Below are 18,875 nucleotides of genomic sequence, written 5' to 3'. Positions count from 1 at the left end.
GAAGAGCAGCGCTCTTCCCTTTTTTTTAGGCCTAAAAGTATTATTTTTCTTTTTCAGGAGTTTTTTCTTTTCTAGCTACCAAAGCTTGTTTACTTAAACTAGCTAAGTTAAATTTTGGGTCTATTGTAAGAGCTTGATCAATTAAAGCTATAGCGTCATCTACGTTAGTCATATCTGCTTTATAAATTGCTAAAGCTTTTAAATGTAAAAAAGCAGCTTTTAACGGCACCTCATAAGGCTGTTGGCGTTCATAGAAAGCATATTTCATATCCTCTTTTGCATTAGTAATACCATATTCTATATGGCTCTCAGCTCCAACTTTATCACCTGTTTGTATTTTTAAATCAGCAATTTCATAAGCCAAATAAACATTTGGAGTTCTTTTGTTTAAAACTTCAAATTGTTCTAATGCTCTTTTAGGTTGGTTTAAAGCTTTTAAAGAAATTCCTTTTACCTGTACAGCTAAATCAGAATCTGTATCTAATTTTTCTATTCCTATGGTATTTAATGCCTGTAAATGTTGATTGTCATTAGCATAAATAAAGGCTAAGGTGTCTTTTCTTTGTTTAGATGGCGCAATAACGTTTAAATGCGTAAGTGCATTTATAACACCAGTTACATCGCCCTGTAATCTCATTTCTTTATAAAAAGCTTCATAGTGCTTTTGTAATTCGGTTTTAGTTTGTGCAATAGCAGATACTCCTATAAGTACTATAAAGGCAAAAAATATTTTTTTCATTTTTAATAAAATTTAATGCACTAAACTATTAAATAATTTAGAGTATTCTGTTAATATTATCTTTAAAACACATTTTAATAAAAAAAGGGATACTTTGAGTATCCCTTTTTCATAATTTGAAGTGAATAATTTAAACGATACTTAGTTTTACTTCTTTTTTTGTAAAAGTTCTAAGTAAACTGGCATAAAAGGCCAAACTTTTTGTGTCCTTATCTATACAGGAGTTTAAAAAATCTTTTAAATTTTCAAAAAACAGATTTGTATAGATTGTACTTAGGTTTGTATTTATGGTTTTTGGATCATATTGTTTATCATCTACAATTATATTCATTGTAACACGGTTTCTATGATAATCTATAGAAACATCTGCTGCATTGTAATGCTTTTTTAATATGGCAACATGCAATTTATTAAACTTTGAACTACTTTTTTGAAAGGAGCTACTACGAGAAATTAGGTTTTCAACATCCAGTAAAATTCTCCTTTTTAAACTTGAATTTTTCATGGCTTTTATATTTAATAATTTAATATAAAGGTATGTATTTCGTCGATAACCTTCTGTTTTTCAGTTATATAATTAACACAAAAACACTCTTTTTGTTGTGAAAAACGTTCCTTTTGATGTGTCTTAACTATAAATTGAGGTGTGAAAATGGTATTTTTTAACATTTATAAGCCATGTAGAGTCCACTTTCTTGCTGTTTACTTCATTACAAGTTATATATTTTGGGGGTTTTATGCCCCTTAATAATGCTTCTTGGGCATAGTATTCTTTTTTGGTTGGGTGTAATGGGTGTACCGCGTTCATAGTAACATTCCACCAACCTTTACTAATACTAGTTTTAATAATAGAAATGCAATCCTGTACATGAATTAAATTAACAGGGGCATTTCCATTAGTTAAGTTCTCTTTACCTGAAAGCATTGTTACCGGATGCCTATCTGGACCAATTAAGCCACCAAATCTAATAATAGTTGTTTGTAATTCAGGGTCTTCTAAAAAAAGTTTTTCGCATACGAGTAATTGTTTTCCAGATTCTGTGTTTGGTTGGGTTTTACTTTCTTCGGTAACAGTTCCACTTACATTCCCGTAAACCGCAGTACTACTAATAAATATAATTTTAGAGCATTTTGTTTTTTTTATTTCTGCATGAAGGAGTGTCATTTTTTTTATAAAATTCTCTCTAATTTTCCCTCTTAATCTTGGTGGAATATTAATAATTACTATATCTAAGGGCTTTAGAAGGGTAATAATGTCCCCTTCAATTTTATCTTCAAAGAATATAATTTTGGAAGCTTTTATTCCATCATTTTCTAGTTTTTCAATTTTGCTCTGTGAGGTTGTTGAGCCATATACATTGTAAGCATCCTTTAAAAGTTCTTTTGCTAGTGGGTACCCTAGCCAACCGCAGCCTAATATTCCAATATTTTTCATATAGTTTGTAGTGCTATTTATTGTAAATATAAGCGGTAAAATATTTTTTTTGTTACGGTAGATGTATTAATTTTTTTAATACGAATTTTACATAAAAATCTTTTTAATGGTATTATTAATTCAATTAACATTAATATTTATTGCGTAATTCATATTTTTTCCTATCTTTAGTAATCAACCTTAAAAATAACGTATATGGGAATTAAAAGCTTTCAGGGAGTAAGGAAAAGTACAAAAAAGGAATTTGATGCTCCTTTTTTGGTTGAAGATTATATGACAAAAAAACTCCTTACGTTTAGTCCAGAACAATCTATTTTAGAGGTGATGGAGCTTTTTGCTAAAAACCATATCTCTGGTGGCCCTGTTATAGATTCTAACGGATTTCTTGTAGGTATTATATCTGAAGCGGATTGCATGAAACAAATATCTGAAAGCCGTTATTTTAACCAGCCTATACTAGATAAAAGTGTAGAAAAGTTTATGACTAAGAATGTAGAAACTATTGATAATGACATTAGTATTTTTGATGCTGCAGGTATATTTTATAACAACAATAGGCGTAGATTACCTGTAATGAAAAATGGTATTCTTGTAGGACAAATTAGTAGAAAAGATATTGTAATTGCAGCACTAAAATTAAGTGGGCAAAATTATAAATAAATTTACTCTCTTTTAACTATCATATAGTAATCATTATCTAAAGGCAAATAACCTAAATCATATATAAAGAAATAGGTTGTGCCTTTTTTTGTTGTATAGAGATTAGTAATAAAATCAAAATCAAAACCCTTATCTAATAGCCTAGTTCTGGTTGTATTTGTTTTACCGTCTTTTAATTTAAAGCTATCTAATATTCTATAATTTTTTCTAAGTCTATTATTTATATTTCTAATTAAATTTTTACTGTCTTTATTTACTTTGTTATTGTAAGCATTTCTACAATAGTCAGAACAATATTTTTTATCAATTCTTCCTATAATTTCGGTATTACATTCTAAGCATTTCTTTTTCATTAACTACAGTTTTTTGTAATTAAATTTTTCTTCTTTTTTAGTGCCATCTTCATGTGCTATTAAAACATATAAATTAATTTCATTAGCATTTAATTTTTCTATTGTAAAATCTTCAAAATATACTTTGTTTTCTTCTAGCTTAACAAGTTTAAAGTCTATAGTTTGTTCTTTTGTTTCCCAACCTTTTAAATTTTCTGTAAAATGTTTTAGTTGTAATATAAGGCTTTCTTCTTGCTCTTTAATATGTCCAATTTCATAGAATTGCACTTTCCCTTCGCTTACTAGTTTAAAAACAAACATCATAGAATTTCCTAAAGGCGGACTCCATATTTCTTCAGTAATGCCCCCAAAAGCCTCTCCTTTCCAATGGCCGGCAATCCAAGACACGTCTGCTAAACTTGCTTTTGGAGAATTTTGACCTTCTTTTAATTTTATGGTATTTTGGGCATAAATATTTAATGAAAAAAGTAAGAAAAGTATATATGTAAATTTCATTTTTAAATGGTTGTATTCATTACAAGGTACAAATTTCACTACTATTTAATTATTAAAAGTAAAATCTATTAAAAAAGTATTACACGTTTCAAATGTAACTCCTAGCATTTTACAGGTAGTAAAACTTACTTCTTTAAAAATTGTGTTTGTAATGTTTGTAGCGCTAAAATTGCATTTTATGAAAGTACATTCCATAAAATTTTGCCCATCTAACAAACCATTTTCAAAATTACATTCTTTAAAAATACAATTCTCATATTCGGCTCTTGGTAACCTGTTGGTTGTATAATCTTGTTTAGTATATGTTTTATCTAGTATAAAAGGAGCTTGCATAATTTACTTTTAAAAATTGTAATGTACTGGTAGTGTTGCACTTGTAAATGTTAAAAATATGTTAATATGTTAATTGTAGGAAAAAACTCCTAAAAATATTTTTACTTTCACCTCGTTCCTCAATTTTAATTAAAATTTTAATTATATGTTATATAATAAGAAGGTAATTTTAATATTAGTCGGAGTGTTTTTTTTAATTCTTGCGTCTTGTGAGAAAGAAAAAACAAAAGATTTTAAAGAGTCTAAGCAAGAGGTTTTTAGTACAGAAGCTACCGAAATAATTCCAGATTCTATATTACGGGCTGTTTTAGATGAAGAAGATAGTTTTAAAGAAGCTACTTTGGCAGGAAGGATTGTAGATATTTCAGGAATGGATGTTGTTAAAGATAATCCCAAAAAGGTATATGCGCATTATATGCCTTGGTTTCAAAGCTTAGATTTTGATGGGTATTGGGGGCAACACTGGACAATGGCTACTAAAAACCCAAATACTGTAGATGCTAATGGTAAAAGAGAAATTGCTTCGTATTACTATCCTATTATTGGCCCATACTCTTCTAATGACCCAGATTTACAAGAATACCATTTTTTAATGATGAAATTATCTGGTATAGACGGTGTTATTTTTGATTGGTATGGTAGTAAAGATGTATATGATTACCAACTTATTAAACAGTCTACAGAAACATTTATGAATAGATTGCAAGATTTGGGTATGGAATTTTCTATTATGTATGAAGATCGCGTTGCTCAAGATATTTATAACGCTGGGTTATCAACTAGTGTTGTAAATGCTGCTACGATGGATTTTAATTATATTAAAAACACCTATTTTACAAAGTCTAACTTTCTGAAACATAATTCTAAAGAACTTATGTTTGTTTTTGGCCCTGAAACTATAACAACAACCTCAGATTGGGATAGCATTTTTTCTGTATTTCCTCAAGATCAAGAGCCTTATTTTTTAACCTTATGGGCTGCACAAAATATGGTTGGCAATAATGCCTCTGGTGAATTTTTATGGGTAGCTGGCGATCACCTTTTAGCACATGAATATTACTACGATACTTATTTAACAAATAACTTGGTAACCGTTGGGAGTAGTTATCCTGGTTTTAATAGCTTTTATGAAGAAGGTGGTTGGGGATTAAACCATACTTGGAATATAAACCATGCAGATGGGGATACGTTTGTAGAGACATTAAATTACACCCACCATGAAGCTGCAGATTTTATTCAATTAGTTACATGGAATGATTTTGGAGAAGGAACCATGTTAGAGCCAACGGAAGAATATGGTTTTCTTAATTTACAATTACTTCAAGAATATACAGGAGTTTCTTATGTGCCCCAAGATTTACAAGTTGCATTAGATTTATATAAAGCAAGGAAAGAATTTAAAGGTAATGCTGCAGTAGAATACTATTTAAATAGAACGTACAAAAAAATTAAACAATCAGAATTAGGTAGGGCCCGTTTAATATTAAGAGCTGTAAATAGGTTATATGGTTCTAAGTAATTCTTAATAATATACTTAATGGTATGTGTTTTTAATATAATTTTTAAGAATATTTTATAAACCTTAATTCACGACTACTTTTCATTTATAGCTTTAATTGTCAGGCAATTAATTATGGTCTAATTGGTATATAAATTTATAATATACCAATTGGTACTATATTTTAGGTTTTTTTATCCCTAAAAATTATTTTTTAATAGTAAATGAAAAATGAAATTTTTAGTTGTGCTTTTCAGGACTAATTTGGATGTGAAAATGGAGGGGTTTGTATTAGTCTTAAGTGAATAGGATACTTTATTTGGTAGTATTAGCGTCAGCCATTTTACGCTCTAATTCTGCCTGAAATTCTTCCATAACAGGTTTAACAGTACTCTCTGGTAAATCTGCTATTTTAATATACATTAAACCATCTACAGAGTTATTAAAAAGCGGGTCTACATTAAATGCAATTACTTTAGCATTCTGTTTTATATATTTTTTAATAAGAACAGGTAACCTAAGATTACCTGGTTCTACCTCATCAATAAGTCTATCAAACTTATTTAAATCTGCCTGCGTTTCGTCAAAAACAAAATCTTTATCGGCATCTTTAAGTTTAACTTTAAACTCTTTTTTAGGACGTATATATTGCGCAACATAAGGATCCCAGTAATTAGATTTCATAAACTCAATCATTAAAGATTTAGAGAAATTAGAAAACTGGTTGCTTATGCTTACACCTCCTATTAAATATTTATGTTCTGGATGCCTTAAAGTAGTATGTACAATACCTTTCCATAATAAGAATAGCGGCATTGGTTTTTGTTGGTAATCTTTAACTATATAAGCTCTACCCATTTCAATAGAATTTTTCATCATTCCATATAATTCGGGTTCCACTCTAAATAAATCCTGTAAATAAAATCCATTTATACCATGTTCAGGGAATATTTCTGAGCCCATTCCCATTCTATAAGCACCAACAATACATTTTTCGGTATTATCCCATAGAAAAAGATGGTAGTAATAAGAGTCAAAAACATCTAAATCTATTGCATTATTTGTGCCTTCGCCAATAGCTCTAAAAGTTACTTCTCTTTGTCTTCCAATTTCCTTTAAAATAAAAGGCATGTCTTTTTCTTGTGCTAAGAAAACCTCATAATTTTTACTTTGTAAAAGACGACAATCTTTTTCTCGTAATTTTTCTATTTCGCCTTGCATTACCTCTGTTGGAATTGGAGAAGCAATTTTTTTTGGAGCTTTAGGTATTTTAAGGGTTGTAGGTATTTGGTCTATTAAGCGCTCTTTTTCGTAGGCGTTGGATAGTATGTAAGTTTTTCTTCGTAAAAGCTCTGTAAACTCTTTTAAGGAGCCTTGTTCTTTTTGTGTTTTTACAGAGATAGGTTGCCCTATACGAATTTTTATAGGACGGTTTTTTTGCGAATACACTTCTGAAGGTAATTTTGCAGTTCTAAAAACGTCACTTATTTTAGATAAACGATAAAATAATTTACTATTTTTTGCATGAAAGTATATTGGCACAACCGGCACTTCTGCTTTTCTAATAAGTTTTAATGCCGCATCTTCCCATGGTTTATCTATAATTAATTTTCCATCTTTATAGGTAGATACTTCTCCAGCAGGGAAAATACCAAGTGGATGACCATCATTTAAATGTTTCATTGCATTTTTAAAACCAGCAATACTACTTTTAGCACTTTTGTGATTCTCAAAAGGATTTACAGGTAAAATATATGGTTTTAATGGGGTTAACCTGTGTAATAAAAAGTTTGCAATAATTTTAAAATCGGTTCTATGCGCTAATATAAGTTTTAGTAATAATGCACCATCTATTCCACCTAATGGGTGGTTAGATATGGTAATATATGCGCCATTTTTAGGAAGTCTTTTAAAATCTTCTTCAGGTATCTCAAAATCTATGTCATAATGTTCTAATATAGCTTGTAGGAAAGCAACACCTTCTAAGTGCTTATAAGTATCATAGCATCTATTTATACTAGATATTCTGGTGATTTTCATTAGGATCCACCCAATAAAAGTACCAAAAAACCCATATTTTTTTAAATGAATAGCAGCTGCTACTTCCTTTGCGGTTACTAAACCCATAGAATTTAAAAAATTTCAGAACCGTAAATATAGCAAAAACCAGCGTTAAGCAATTCCTTTTTATATTTTGGAAGTTTTTATTTTACAACTAACTGCACAGTTTCTTTTGCACGTTGTTCTAATAAAACTTCATGCCCATTTTGTAAAGATGCTAAAGCCTCGGAATTAAAATGACGAATTGTATATAAAGAAACTCCTTCTTGATGCGCTACTTTAAAACGACTTTTTAAAGTGTTTAATAACTCTTCCAAACGACCAAACCTATTGTCTACACATACAGAAAAACTAATAGCAGAGTTTTGAATTAGGTCTACCTTCATTTTATACTCATGAAAAAGTTTAAATAACTCACTAATATTATCTTCTACAATAAATGAGAAATCTAAGGAAGAAAGTTTCATTAAAACTTGGTCTTTTTTAACAATAAAACAAGGTACTTTAGGCTCAATACCATTTCCTTTTCCTACGGTAGTTCCATCATTTTTTGGATTAATGAAAGATTTTACAAGTAGTGGTATTTCTTTACGTTGTAGTGGTTGTAATGTTTTTGGGTGTATTACAGAAGCACCGTAAAAGGCAAGTTCTATTGCTTCTTTATAAGATATTTTATTTAGTAATTGTGTTTCTTTAAAATATCTAGGGTCTGCATTTAAAACACCAGGTACATCTTTCCAAATAGTTACAGATTCTGCGTTTAAACAATAAGCAAGTATTGCAGCAGTATAATCAGAACCTTCGCGTCCCAAAGTAGTTGTAAAATTGTTGTCATCACTACCTAAAAATCCTTGGGTAATATTAAGAACTTTTTTATTTACAGTTTGGTTTATTTGCTCTTGCGTTTTTTCCCAATTAACAGTCGTGTCTCTGTATATGTTATTGGTCTTTATTAAGCTACGAACATCTAACCAGTTATTTTGCATGCCAATTTCATTTAAATAGGCACTTATGATACTGGTAGATATTAATTCACCATAACCTACAACTTGATCATATACAAAATTATAGTTTGGAGATTTATTCCAGGTTAAAAAGCCTTGAACTTCATCAAATAAAACTTTAACCCTTTTATAAACCTCATGTTCTTTATTTGGAAATAAATCATGTAAAATAACAGCATGATAATCTATAACTTCTTGTATATTAGAAGGTAAGTTGTTTTTGTCATTAAAATATGCCCCAACAATGGCTTCCATGCCATTGGTGGTTTTTCCCATAGCAGAAACAACTACTAGGGTATTCTTGTAACCTACTTCTTGTAATACTTTTACAACATTTTTTACACCATTGGCATCTTTTACAGATGCTCCTCCAAATTTAAAAACTCTCATTAAGCTTAATTTTATACCCCGAGTAGGGTTTATTTTAGTTATTATTTTTTAAATAGTCTTCTATTCCTTGCGCATCTAATTGTACTACATCCCAGTCTCTCATTACATTTGCCCCTTTAGACTCATAAAAAGATATTGCAGGTTCATTCCAATCAATTACTTCCCAACTAATTCTTTTTACATTTAATTTTTTACCATGTTTAACTACAGAGGTTAATAAGGAGGAACCTAATCCTGTTCCTCTGTATTCTTCAGTAACAATAAGGTCTTCTAAATGTATAACAGGACCTTTCCAAGTAGAATATCTTGAGTATACTAAGGCCATACCTACAATTTTAGAATCACTTTCTGCAACAAAACAATGAAATAGTGGGTTTTCTCCAAAACCATCTTTTTCTAATTGCTCTACAGTTACTTCTACAGCATCTTCCTCTTTTTCAAAAACAGCTAGTTCATTAATTAAACTTAAAACTTGAGGCATATCCTTTTTTTCGCTATTTCTAATAATAAAATCCATAGGTCATTTTTTTATTCCAAAAAACAATTTGGTTATAAATAAGGCGTTTAACCTTTATTTATTTAGAAGGAAAAACTATCATGTTACAAATATAACACATAGTTATAAATTTAAAAATCAAAAACATTCGAAAACGTTATAGTATCACAAAATATGCGATATTTGTAATCAAAATAAACACAATCATAATAATGCTTAAGAAAAACAAAACATTAGGAGAGTTTATTATTGAAAATCAATCCTCTTTTCAATACTCATCTGGAGAATTATCAAAACTTATTAATGCGCTTAGATTGGCAGCTAAAGTTGTTAATCATGAAGTTAATAAAGCCGGCTTAGTAGATATTCTTGGAGATGCAGGAGACACTAATATACAAGGGGAAAGTCAGCAAAAACTAGATGTCCTTGCAAATGAAAAATTTATTCAAACACTAAAGAATAGAGAAATTGTTTGTGGAATTGCGTCAGAAGAAGAAGACGATTTTATTTCTATAAATAGTAATGATAAGAATCATCAAAATAAATATGTAGTATTAATAGACCCTTTAGATGGGTCTTCCAATATAGATGTAAATGTATCTGTAGGTACTATTTTTTCAATATATAGAAGAGTAACTCCTGTTGGTACTCCAGTAGAAATGAAAGATTTTTTACAAAAAGGGAGTGAGCAAGTTGCTGCAGGATATATTGTTTACGGTACTTCTACAATGTTAGTATATAGCACTGGAGATGGAGTTAATGGGTTTACATTAAACCCTGCATTAGGTACTTTTTATCTTTCGCACCCTAATATGCAGTTCCCTGAAGATGGTAAAATATATTCTGTAAACGAAGGTAACTATGTTCATTTTTTGCAAGGCGTAAAAGATTATATAAAATATTGTCAAAAAGAAGAAGGGGATAGACCGTATACTTCAAGATATATAGGTTCTTTAGTTTCAGATTTTCATAGAAACATGATTAAAGGAGGTATTTACATGTATCCAAAAAGTAGTATTGCAGAGAATGGTAAACTACGTTTGTTGTATGAGTGTAACCCTATGGCATATTTAGCAGAACAAGCTAATGGTATTGCAAGTGATGGTTTTGGTAGAATATTAGAAATAGAACCTACAGAGCTGCACCAAAGAGTTCCTTTTTTCTGTGGAAGTAAAAACATGGTTGAAAAACTCCATGAGTTTATGGCAAAAAATGCATAATTAAAAAAGCGGTCTAAAATAGACCGCTTTTTTAATTATTACTATTAAGATAGTAATAATTATAGTGTTATTTTAATAAAGACTGGTAGTCTTCAAAATCTATTCTTCCGCTAAAAATTGCAATAGAACGCTCTATTAATTTATTAGCTTTTTCTGAAGAATAACCAAGACCAATAGCATACTTCTTTAATAGAACCATTTCTTCGTTATCTATAAAATGATCAGAGAATATTATTCTAAATAAATCATACAAACGCTCTAATCTTTTTTCAGAATTTACAGGAGGTTCAATAGGATACTTATTAGTAGGTTTCATAACCTCTTTGTATTCTTCTTCCGAAATATCAAGTTTATTAGCAAAACGATCTAATAAAGTTTTTTCTTGTTCAGAAATTACTCCGTCCGATGCAGCTAAAGTGGCCATAGCAGCAAAATGTGCTAAATTGCTTCTGTGTTCGCTATTACCGTATAAATCTTTAAATGACATATTTTTTTATTGTTTAAGAGCACAAATATAAATTTTTATAATAACTATTTATATTGCAATTATTTTTTAGTGTAAAAAAAAGAAGATTCCTTTTTGTACACCCTATAAGTAGAAGTTATATTTGTACAAATTTATACCGTTGACCTATTCTATTATTCAACAAGGTTTTGCACAGTCTCCGCAATCGCAGAAACTGCAAAAAACTATTGCCCAATCTCAAAAAAATATTGCATTAACAGGAACTACAGGCTCTGCATTATCTTTTATTTTAGCAGATGCTTTTAAGAAAGCAGAAAGTCCTTTCCTATTAATTTTTAATGATAAAGAAGAAGCTGCTTATTATTTAAATGACTTAGAACAGTTTGTTGGAGATAATGATGTTCTTTTTTACCCAGGAAGTTATCGTAGACCATACCAGATAGAAGAAACCGATAATGCAAATGTTCTTTTAAGAGCTGAAGTTTTAAACAGGATAAATTCCAGAAAAAAACCGGCGGTAATAGTTACCTACCCAGATGCTATTTTTGAAAAAGTAGTAACAAGAAAAGAGTTAGAAAAAAACACATTAAAAATAAAGGTTGATGATATACTGACCTTAGATTTTTTAAACGAGGTTTTGTTTGAATATAAATTTAAAAGAGTAGACTTTGTAACGGAACCTGGTGAGTTTTCTGTTCGTGGCGGAATTGTAGATGTATTTTCATTTTCTCACGACCGCCCCTATAGGATAGAATTTTTTGGAGATGAGGTAGATAGTATTAGAACGTTTGATGTGGAAACACAACTTTCTTTAGAAAAGATTTCTAAAATAACTATTATACCAAATGTAGAAAACAAACTATTAAATGAAACTAGAGAAAGTTTTTTAAAATATATAGCAAAGGATACTGTAGTATATATAAAAAACATAGATTTTGTATTAGATACATTAGATACTTTTTTTGCAAAAGCAATTACTGCATTTTCAAAATTGTCTGAGGATATAAAGCATGTGGAACCCTTAGAGCTTTTTGTTAATGCTACATTATTAAAAAAACAACTAGGAGCTTTTAGAATTATAACCTCCGGAAAAAATGCATCTGCTTTAGCAAAGGTTGCAACAATACCTACCGAGGAAATAGTGTATAAAACAAAACCGCAACCCTCATTTAATAAAAAGTTCGATTTATTAATTCAGGAATTAAACGAGAACAATACTAAAGGGTATACAAATTATATTTTTTGCGCTACAGACCAGCAAGCGCAACGTTTTCACGATATTTTTGATGAGGCGGAAGAGCAGGTTCATTATAAAACTATAGTTTTTTCTTTACACCAAGGGTTTATAAATGAGAACCTAAAAATTACATGTTATACAGACCACCAAATTTTTGAGCGTTACCATAAGTTTCATTTAAAAAATGGGTATGCAAAGAAACAGGCAATTACATTAAAAGAATTAACAAAGCTTGATGTTGGAGATTATGTAACCCATATAGATCATGGAATTGGAAAGTTTGGAGGATTACAAAAAATAGATGTAGAAGGAAAAAAACAAGAGGCTATAAAATTAATGTATGGGGAAAGAGACATACTTTATGTTAGTATACATTCTCTACATAAAATTTCTAAGTTTACAGGTAAAGACGGTACTCCTCCAAAGGTGTTTAAGTTGGGTTCTGCAGCTTGGAAAAAATTAAAGCAAAAAACTAAATCTAGAGTTAAGAAAATAGCTTTTGATCTTATTAAAGTATATGCAAAAAGAAGGTTAGAAAAAGGTTTTCAATATGCTCCAGATAGTTATTTACAACATGAGTTAGAAGCCTCTTTTATCTACGAAGACACCCCAGACCAAAGTAAAGCTACTGAAGATATTAAAAAAGACATGGAAAGCGAACGGCCAATGGATCGTTTGGTTTGTGGCGATGTTGGTTTTGGAAAAACGGAAGTAGCTATAAGAGCTGCTTTTAAAGCAGTAGATAATGGCAAACAAGTAGCAGTATTAGTGCCAACAACAATATTAGCTTTTCAGCATGCACGTTCCTTTTCAGAGCGTTTAAAAGAAATGCCGGTAACGGTAGATTATCTTAATAGGTTTAAAACCGCTAAAGAAAGAAAATTAACATTAGAAAATTTAGAAGCAGGTAGGGTAGATATTATTATTGGAACACACCAACTAGTAAATAAGAATGTAAAGTTTAAAGACTTAGGATTACTTATAGTAGATGAGGAGCAAAAGTTTGGTGTATCTGTAAAAGATAAATTAAAATCTATTAAAGAAAATGTAGATGTTTTAACCTTAACGGCAACGCCTATTCCAAGAACATTACAGTTTAGTTTAATGGCGGCAAGAGATCTATCACAAATAAATACAGCGCCACCAAACAGGTATCCTATAGAGAGTGAAGTAATTCGTTTTTCAGAAGAAACTATTAGAGATGCTATTTCTTATGAAATACAAAGAGGCGGGCAATCCTTTTTTATTCATAATAGGATAGAGAATATTAAAGAAGTAGCAGGTATGATTCAACGCTTAGTACCAGATGCTAAAATAGCAGTTGGGCATGGGCAAATGGATGGAAAAAAATTAGAAGCACTCATGATTTCTTTTATGAATGGTGAGTTTGATGTTTTAGTGTCTACTACTATTATAGAAAGTGGTTTAGATGTAACTAATGCAAATACCATTTTTATAAATAACGCGAATAATTTTGGATTGAGCGATTTACATCAAATGCGAGGGCGTGTTGGCCGTAGTAACAAAAAAGCCTTTTGTTATTTTATAACTCCGCCTTATGAAGTAATGACAAATGATGCTCGTAAAAGAATACAAGCCTTAGAGCAATTTACAGAATTAGGTAGCGGATTTAATATCGCTATGAAAGATTTAGAAATTCGTGGTGCAGGAGATATTCTTGGAGGGGAGCAGAGTGGCTTTATAAATGAAATTGGATTTGATGCGTATCAAAAAATTCTTTCTGAGGCTATTAGCGAGTTAAAAGAAAATGAATTTAAAGATTTATACGAAGAGGTAGAAGGTGCCCAAGAGAAAATATATGTAAAAGAAACGCAAATAGATTCGGATTTTGAGCTTCTTTTCCCAGATGATTATATAAACAATATTACAGAGCGTCTTACATTATATACTAATTTAAATACTCTTAAAGAGGAAGAAGAATTGGTGAAATTTGAGAAAGAATTGGTAGACCGTTTTGGAGAGTTGCCAACACCTGCGGTAGATTTATTAAATTCTGTTCGTATAAAATGGATTGCTAACCAAATAGGGTTAGAGAAAATTGTAATGAAACAGAAAAAACTTATTGGGTATTTTATTGCAGACCAACAGTCCGATTTTTACCAAAGTCCAGTGTTTACTGGAGTATTGCAGTTTGTACAAGCAAACTCAAAAGTATGTAAAATGAAAGAAAAACAAACAAGAAATGGACTCCGTCTATTGTTGGTTTTTGAGAATATAAATACGGTAGAAAAAGCATTAAAAGTTTTACAACCTTTAAAAATTAAATAGTATCATCTTTATGGTATCATTTTTGAAATATAATTAGCACCATATCCTGAAAAGAGTAATGTTATGAAAAAAATTATCCTAGGTTTATTATTATTTTTTAGTGCTTTTGTTTTTGCACAACATACTATTTCTGGAACCTTTATGCCAGCAAAAGACTATAGTTGGATAATTGCGTATAGATTAAAGCCTGGAACGCAAGTTTATGTGGCTGACACAGCAATTAAGAAAGGGGAATTTAGTTTAAACATTCCAGAAAATTCTCCAAAGGGAATGTACAGGTTAGTTTATGCTGTTCCACAAGAAGAGTTTTATTTTGATGTAGTTTATAATGGAGAAGAAGATATTAAACTACAATTTACAACAGAAAACGGAGTATCGTTTTTAGAATCTAAAGAGAATATTATTTTTAATAGTTACTTTAATGAGGTAAGTGCTATAGAGGCCAAGATAATTGAATTTTATTCCTCTGGAAGTACAATTGAAAAAAAATATAATACTCTTATAAAAAAATTAAAAAAGACCCAAACTGCTTTTGAAACTTCTTCTGAAGGGTTAATGGCAAATACGTTTATAAAAGCAAATAGGTTACACTTGCCTGAAAGTTATGTAGATGTTTTTGCTTTTATTTCTGAAAAGAAAAAAAATTACTTTAATGGTTTAGATTTTACAAATACTACATTACAAGCTTCGGGTTTTTTAACAGATAAGACTCTTAACTACGTGTTTACTGCTTTGCCTTTAGAACAAATGACAAAAGAGGGTACAGAAAAAATAATGCAAAATAATGTAGACAAAGTTAATTTAGAAACTAAAAATGTAGATTCTAATTATAGATTACATTTGTTTTATACAATATGGGCGCAAGCGGCTGCAAGCCAATTTAACGCTACTTCAGATTATGTATTTATTACCTATTTAAAAAAGTTAGCACAAGATTTAGGAAAAAAAGATATTGTTCAAGAGATCCAACTACATAATAGATTAAGAATAGGAGCTGTTGCACCAAAAATTAGTTGGAAAGAGGGAAATAACGTACAGACTTTAAATACACTAGAGGGTAGTAAAAATTATGTTTTAGTTTTTTGGAGTAGTACATGTTCGCATTGCATAAAGGAATTACCAGCATTGCATAAAGAACTTAAAAAGTATCCAGATATTACTGTAATTGCAGTTGGCATGGAAGAGGATACTATTAGTTGGGATGTGGAAAAAGCTAAGTTTCCTAATTTTAAACATGCTATTGCATTAGGTAAATGGGAAAGCGATTATGCAAAACTCTATGCAGTAAACCAAACTCCTACATACTTTATATTAGATAGTAATAAGAGGTTTATTGCCAAGCCAGAAGATGATAAGCAGGTTATAGAATACTTAAATAAATAACCTCGAGGGGGTTAGTCCACGAGGTATTTAAATAACAATTATCTAGAATTACTAGCTTATAAGGTTTTTAAATCTTTAATAGTTTTAAAGGCAATATCTACTTGGGCATCATCAACCAGAATAGTAAATTCATTAGTAGTAGATATTACTTCATACAAAACAATACCTTCCCATGCTAAACGCTGAAAAATAAAGTAATAAATACCAGGAACAGAAACATTTTCTGCAGGTAACTTTACTGTTATAGAAGATAAATCTTGTGCTTTTTGGGTACACTTTTCACCAACAAATAGGTTCTCAACTACGCTATCCATTAAATTGCTAATCACAATATTAATTTCGTTTACACCTCTAGAAGAAGTATAAAAAACATCTTGGTTAGCGTTAATCTCTTCTAAAAGTTTAGCTTGTTGCCTTAAAATTGTATCCGATGCTAAAAAAGTATAATCTGTTAATGAAGAACGTACCGTAATTTCACCTATATTTTTTAGGACTTTTATAATTTTATGGGTTGCTCTAAATTCTAAATCATCAGATAAACGTTTAAGTGCCATAACTATAGCTCCATTACGAATGTCTTTACCTAATTCTTCCTCAATTTCTGGTTTTACTATTCTAGAAAGGGAAGTTAAGTTAATAATACCTTGCGCTAGAGCGCTTTGTAAGAATGGTTTTTTCTTAATGTACTGTTCTACTACAGAAGAGATTGTTTTCATTTGGTCGTGGTGTTGTTGTGCAAATATAACAAACTGTTATAAATAAAACAAATTGTCAGAAATGATAATATGCATTTTCTATATGATTTATTAAATATTCCGTTTTATTCTTACGAATTGTAATAATATCAAACTGTACCTCTACATCTAAGTCTAAATCTGTAACATAATAATCTGCGGCAATTATTTGTAGTTGCATTTTCTTTTTGGTGACAGTATCTGCAATGTTTTCAATAAAGTTGGTACTTCTAGAGCGTACTTCTACAATAGCTAATATTTCTCCTTTTTGAGCAATAATATCTACCTCTGCTTTTAAATACCTGTAATTTTTTTCAAGGATAGAATACCCTTTTTTTAGTAAAAAATCTACAGCTAATTGCTCCCCCTTTTTACCAAATTCATTGTGTTTTGCCATAAAAACAAGCGTTAATTGCGTAGTTCATCGAAAATATAAGGAGTTCAACGTTTTTAATGATAAAACATTGTATTTTCGAAAATAATGTTCAAAAAAATGGATTGTAATACTATCCATGATTTTGCTGCGTTATTACAGAGCCCCAACTCTAAGAACTAAAATACTAATGCCTAAATCGCTATGGAATATTTCATTAATTGTAATACTTCTTCATTTGCTGTTTATACTGGTCCTATAGATTACCAAAAAGCAGCACACCTATATAGAAGACTTGGATTCAGCGCTTCTATAGATACTATTAATACTGCAACAACACAATCTGCAAGTAATTTGGTAGATGCACTAGTAGATCAAGCCCTTAATACGGCTCCTACTACAGCGCCAACTTGGGCAGATTGGAATAACAGTAACTACCCTGCAGATGATGATGCAGCTCGTCAATTACAAAATTCACAAAGACAAGAATGGAGATTAGCATATTCAAATGATATGCTAGATAATAATCTAAAAGAAAGAATGAGTTTCTTTTGGAGTAACCACTTTGTAACTGAGATTGATATATACGAATGTAATTCTTTCTTATACCATTATACAAATTGCTTGCAAAGAAATGCTTTGGGTAATTTTAAAACCTTTGTAGAAGAAATAGGGTTAACAAATGCTATGTTATATTACTTAGATGGTGTATTTAACAATGGTAATAATCCTAATGAGAATTATGCAAGAGAGCTTTATGAACTTTTTACTTTAGGAGAAGGTAATAATTATACAGAAGAAGATATTATTGAGACTGCTCGTGCACTAACAGGTTATGTAGAGAGAGGAGAGTTAGGTTGTGAACCTGTGCAATTTGATCCTACAAAACACGATGCTGGTACTAAAACTATTTTTGGACAAACAGATACATTTGATTACCAAGGTGTAATAGATAATCTTTTTGCACAACGCTCCAATGAAATAGCAGAATTTATTTGCAGAAAATTATACGAATTTTTTGTACACCCAGATTCTAGAGATGCGGCTAATAATGCCCAAACCATTATAGACGGTATGGCAACAGTTTTTATCACAAATAATTTTGAGATAGCTCCAGTATTGCGCCAGTTATTTAAAAGCCAACACTTTTTTGATGATGAGGCAGTAGGGGTAATTATTAAAAGCCCTTTTGATCTTTATTTTAACCTTTTTAAAGAAACAAATTTTACGATTACAGATACAAATGTAAGTGAGGCGGTTAATTATAGCTCTTTATTAGGGCAAACATTATTTGAGCCTTTTGATGTTGCTGGTTGGCAAAGAGACCGTTCTTGGATCAACACCAATTTTATGATTGGTCGTTGGTTAACTATAGAAACAATTCTTCTTGGATTTTATGATAGTAACCCAGAACAATTTAAGGAATTTGGAATACAAGCGGCAGATCCAGGGGGTATCACAACCAATGATCCCGCAGCGGTTGCTACTGCAATAGTAGATAAAATATTACCTAAAGGTCTTTTAACCCAAGCAGATTACGATACTGCGATAGGAATTTTTAGAGGGCCTTATGAAGATAATGGTGTTTATGAAGATAGTCCCGACCCTAACAACTTTGGTTGGAATATGAATTTAGAAAATACACCAACCCAAGTATATCTTTTATTACAACATCTAGGAAGGCAACCAGAATTTCAATTAAAATAAAA

The 18,875-nt window shown here is 30.4% G+C and carries 18 protein-coding genes; 6 read left to right on the top strand and 12 right to left on the bottom strand.

The window, feature by feature from the left end; all coding sequences use genetic code 11:
• Nucleotides 1-40 precede the first annotated feature (40 nt).
• The 3 genes from Q0820_RS02935 to Q0820_RS02925 all read right to left on the bottom strand — a co-directional run bounded on the left by Q0820_RS02935 (nt 41) and on the right by Q0820_RS02925 (nt 2,174).
• A complete protein-coding gene (locus Q0820_RS02935) occupies nt 41-739 on the bottom strand; it encodes a hypothetical protein (protein ID WP_298484937.1) in 699 nt (232 codons plus the stop codon).
• A 130-nt stretch (nt 740-869) separates the two neighbouring features.
• Nucleotides 870-1,244: a hypothetical protein gene (locus tag Q0820_RS02930; RefSeq protein ID WP_298484936.1), complete on the bottom strand. Its 375-nt coding sequence runs from the start codon at nt 1,242-1,244 to the stop codon at nt 870-872.
• A gap of 123 nt (nt 1,245-1,367) precedes the next feature.
• Complete coding sequence (locus Q0820_RS02925; protein ID WP_298484934.1) at nt 1,368-2,174, bottom strand: NAD-dependent epimerase/dehydratase family protein; 807 nt, start codon at nt 2,172-2,174, stop codon at nt 1,368-1,370.
• 195 nt (nt 2,175-2,369) lie between these two features.
• On the opposite strand from Q0820_RS02925, the gene Q0820_RS02920 reads away from it, so the two are divergent.
• Complete coding sequence (locus tag Q0820_RS02920; RefSeq protein WP_298484933.1) at nt 2,370-2,834, top strand: CBS domain-containing protein; 465 nt, start codon at nt 2,370-2,372, stop codon at nt 2,832-2,834.
• 2 nt (nt 2,835-2,836) lie between these two features.
• Here Q0820_RS02920 and Q0820_RS02915 read toward each other — a convergent pair whose 3' ends face one another.
• From Q0820_RS02915 to Q0820_RS02905, 3 genes are read right to left on the bottom strand one after another with little or no spacing between them, the layout of a single operon-like run.
• A complete protein-coding gene (locus Q0820_RS02915) occupies nt 2,837-3,187 on the bottom strand; it encodes a hypothetical protein (protein ID WP_298484931.1) in 351 nt (116 codons plus the stop codon).
• A 3-nt stretch (nt 3,188-3,190) separates the two neighbouring features.
• Nucleotides 3,191-3,682 (bottom strand): DUF6265 family protein, encoded by a 492-nt coding sequence (locus tag Q0820_RS02910; protein ID WP_298484929.1) that lies wholly within the window; start codon nt 3,680-3,682, stop codon nt 3,191-3,193.
• A 45-nt stretch (nt 3,683-3,727) separates the two neighbouring features.
• Complete coding sequence (locus Q0820_RS02905) at nt 3,728-4,015, bottom strand: pentapeptide repeat-containing protein (RefSeq protein WP_298484927.1); 288 nt, start codon at nt 4,013-4,015, stop codon at nt 3,728-3,730.
• Between the two features lie 145 nt (nt 4,016-4,160).
• Between Q0820_RS02905 and Q0820_RS02900 the strand changes: the two genes are divergently transcribed.
• Nucleotides 4,161-5,534 (top strand): glycoside hydrolase family 71/99-like protein, encoded by a 1,374-nt coding sequence (locus tag Q0820_RS02900; protein WP_298484926.1) that lies wholly within the window; start codon nt 4,161-4,163, stop codon nt 5,532-5,534.
• Nucleotides 5,535-5,828: 294 nt separating this feature from the next.
• On the opposite strand, the gene Q0820_RS02895 is transcribed toward Q0820_RS02900, so the two are convergent.
• The 3 genes from Q0820_RS02895 to Q0820_RS02885 all read right to left on the bottom strand — a co-directional run bounded on the left by Q0820_RS02895 (nt 5,829) and on the right by Q0820_RS02885 (nt 9,485).
• Nucleotides 5,829-7,640 (bottom strand): lysophospholipid acyltransferase family protein, encoded by a 1,812-nt coding sequence (locus Q0820_RS02895; protein WP_298484924.1) that lies wholly within the window; start codon nt 7,638-7,640, stop codon nt 5,829-5,831.
• A 77-nt stretch (nt 7,641-7,717) separates the two neighbouring features.
• Nucleotides 7,718-8,968 carry an aspartate kinase gene (locus tag Q0820_RS02890; RefSeq protein WP_298484922.1) on the bottom strand — a complete coding sequence of 417 codons (1,251 nt, stop codon included), beginning with the start codon at nt 8,966-8,968 and terminating at the stop codon, nt 7,718-7,720.
• 34 nt (nt 8,969-9,002) lie between these two features.
• The gene (locus Q0820_RS02885; RefSeq protein ID WP_298484921.1) at nt 9,003-9,485 is read right to left on the bottom strand and encodes a GNAT family N-acetyltransferase; all 483 of its coding nucleotides are present in this window, start codon (nt 9,483-9,485) and stop codon (nt 9,003-9,005) included.
• A 191-nt stretch (nt 9,486-9,676) separates the two neighbouring features.
• Between Q0820_RS02885 and fbp the strand changes: the two genes are divergently transcribed.
• Entirely contained in the window at nt 9,677-10,684 is a 1,008-nt protein-coding gene (gene fbp / locus Q0820_RS02880) for a class 1 fructose-bisphosphatase (RefSeq protein ID WP_298484919.1), read from the top strand.
• Nucleotides 10,685-10,751: 67 nt separating this feature from the next.
• Here fbp and Q0820_RS02875 read toward each other — a convergent pair whose 3' ends face one another.
• The gene (locus Q0820_RS02875; protein ID WP_298484917.1) at nt 10,752-11,171 is read right to left on the bottom strand and encodes a TerB family tellurite resistance protein; all 420 of its coding nucleotides are present in this window, start codon (nt 11,169-11,171) and stop codon (nt 10,752-10,754) included.
• Nucleotides 11,172-11,310: 139 nt separating this feature from the next.
• Between Q0820_RS02875 and mfd the strand changes: the two genes are divergently transcribed.
• Together mfd and Q0820_RS02865 are read left to right on the top strand one after the other, a co-directional pair.
• Entirely contained in the window at nt 11,311-14,676 is a 3,366-nt protein-coding gene (mfd, locus tag Q0820_RS02870; RefSeq protein ID WP_298484915.1) for a transcription-repair coupling factor, read from the top strand.
• A 63-nt stretch (nt 14,677-14,739) separates the two neighbouring features.
• Nucleotides 14,740-16,059, top strand: a complete 1,320-nt coding sequence (locus Q0820_RS02865; RefSeq protein WP_298484913.1) for a TlpA disulfide reductase family protein — start codon at nt 14,740-14,742, stop codon at nt 16,057-16,059.
• A gap of 56 nt (nt 16,060-16,115) precedes the next feature.
• Here the strand turns inward: Q0820_RS02865 and Q0820_RS02860 are convergent, their stop codons facing one another.
• Nucleotides 16,116-16,775 carry an aspartate kinase gene (locus tag Q0820_RS02860; RefSeq protein WP_298484911.1) on the bottom strand — a complete coding sequence of 220 codons (660 nt, stop codon included), beginning with the start codon at nt 16,773-16,775 and terminating at the stop codon, nt 16,116-16,118.
• Between the two features lie 55 nt (nt 16,776-16,830).
• Nucleotides 16,831-17,190: a YraN family protein gene (locus Q0820_RS02855; protein ID WP_298484910.1), complete on the bottom strand. Its 360-nt coding sequence runs from the start codon at nt 17,188-17,190 to the stop codon at nt 16,831-16,833.
• Between the two features lie 180 nt (nt 17,191-17,370).
• Between Q0820_RS02855 and Q0820_RS02850 the strand changes: the two genes are divergently transcribed.
• Nucleotides 17,371-18,873 (top strand): DUF1800 domain-containing protein, encoded by a 1,503-nt coding sequence (locus tag Q0820_RS02850; RefSeq protein WP_298484908.1) that lies wholly within the window; start codon nt 17,371-17,373, stop codon nt 18,871-18,873.
• Nucleotides 18,874-18,875 lie beyond the last annotated feature (2 nt).

The organism is uncultured Maribacter sp., assembly GCF_947495965.1.
Taxonomy (GTDB): Bacteria; Bacteroidota; Bacteroidia; order Flavobacteriales; family Flavobacteriaceae; genus Maribacter_B.
This window is presented reverse-complemented; position numbering and strand designations above follow the sequence as displayed.

Bases quoted from the DNA above. Each gene is read 5' to 3' on its own strand.
- Q0820_RS02935 (WP_298484937.1), bottom strand. From the start codon at position 739: ATGAAAAAAATATTTTTTGCCTTTATAGTACTTATAGGAGTATCTGCT.
- Q0820_RS02930 (WP_298484936.1), bottom strand. From the start codon at position 1,244: ATGAAAAATTCAAGTTTAAAAAGGAGAATTTTACTGGATGTTGAAAAC.
- Q0820_RS02925 (WP_298484934.1), bottom strand. From the start codon at position 2,174: ATGAAAAATATTGGAATATTAGGCTGCGGTTGGCTAGGGTACCCACTA.
- Q0820_RS02920 (WP_298484933.1), top strand. From the start codon at position 2,370: ATGGGAATTAAAAGCTTTCAGGGAGTAAGGAAAAGTACAAAAAAGGAA.
- Q0820_RS02915 (WP_298484931.1), bottom strand. From the start codon at position 3,187: ATGAAAAAGAAATGCTTAGAATGTAATACCGAAATTATAGGAAGAATT.
- Q0820_RS02910 (WP_298484929.1), bottom strand. From the start codon at position 3,682: ATGAAATTTACATATATACTTTTCTTACTTTTTTCATTAAATATTTAT.
- Q0820_RS02905 (WP_298484927.1), bottom strand. From the start codon at position 4,015: ATGCAAGCTCCTTTTATACTAGATAAAACATATACTAAACAAGATTAT.
- Q0820_RS02900 (WP_298484926.1), top strand. From the start codon at position 4,161: ATGTTATATAATAAGAAGGTAATTTTAATATTAGTCGGAGTGTTTTTT.
- Q0820_RS02895 (WP_298484924.1), bottom strand. From the start codon at position 7,640: ATGGGTTTAGTAACCGCAAAGGAAGTAGCAGCTGCTATTCATTTAAAA.
- Q0820_RS02890 (WP_298484922.1), bottom strand. From the start codon at position 8,968: ATGAGAGTTTTTAAATTTGGAGGAGCATCTGTAAAAGATGCCAATGGT.
- Q0820_RS02885 (WP_298484921.1), bottom strand. From the start codon at position 9,485: ATGGATTTTATTATTAGAAATAGCGAAAAAAAGGATATGCCTCAAGTT.
- fbp (WP_298484919.1), top strand. From the start codon at position 9,677: ATGCTTAAGAAAAACAAAACATTAGGAGAGTTTATTATTGAAAATCAA.
- Q0820_RS02875 (WP_298484917.1), bottom strand. From the start codon at position 11,171: ATGTCATTTAAAGATTTATACGGTAATAGCGAACACAGAAGCAATTTA.
- Q0820_RS02865 (WP_298484913.1), top strand. From the start codon at position 14,740: ATGAAAAAAATTATCCTAGGTTTATTATTATTTTTTAGTGCTTTTGTT.
- Q0820_RS02860 (WP_298484911.1), bottom strand. From the start codon at position 16,775: ATGAAAACAATCTCTTCTGTAGTAGAACAGTACATTAAGAAAAAACCA.
- Q0820_RS02855 (WP_298484910.1), bottom strand. From the start codon at position 17,190: ATGGCAAAACACAATGAATTTGGTAAAAAGGGGGAGCAATTAGCTGTA.
- Q0820_RS02850 (WP_298484908.1), top strand. From the start codon at position 17,371: ATGGAATATTTCATTAATTGTAATACTTCTTCATTTGCTGTTTATACT.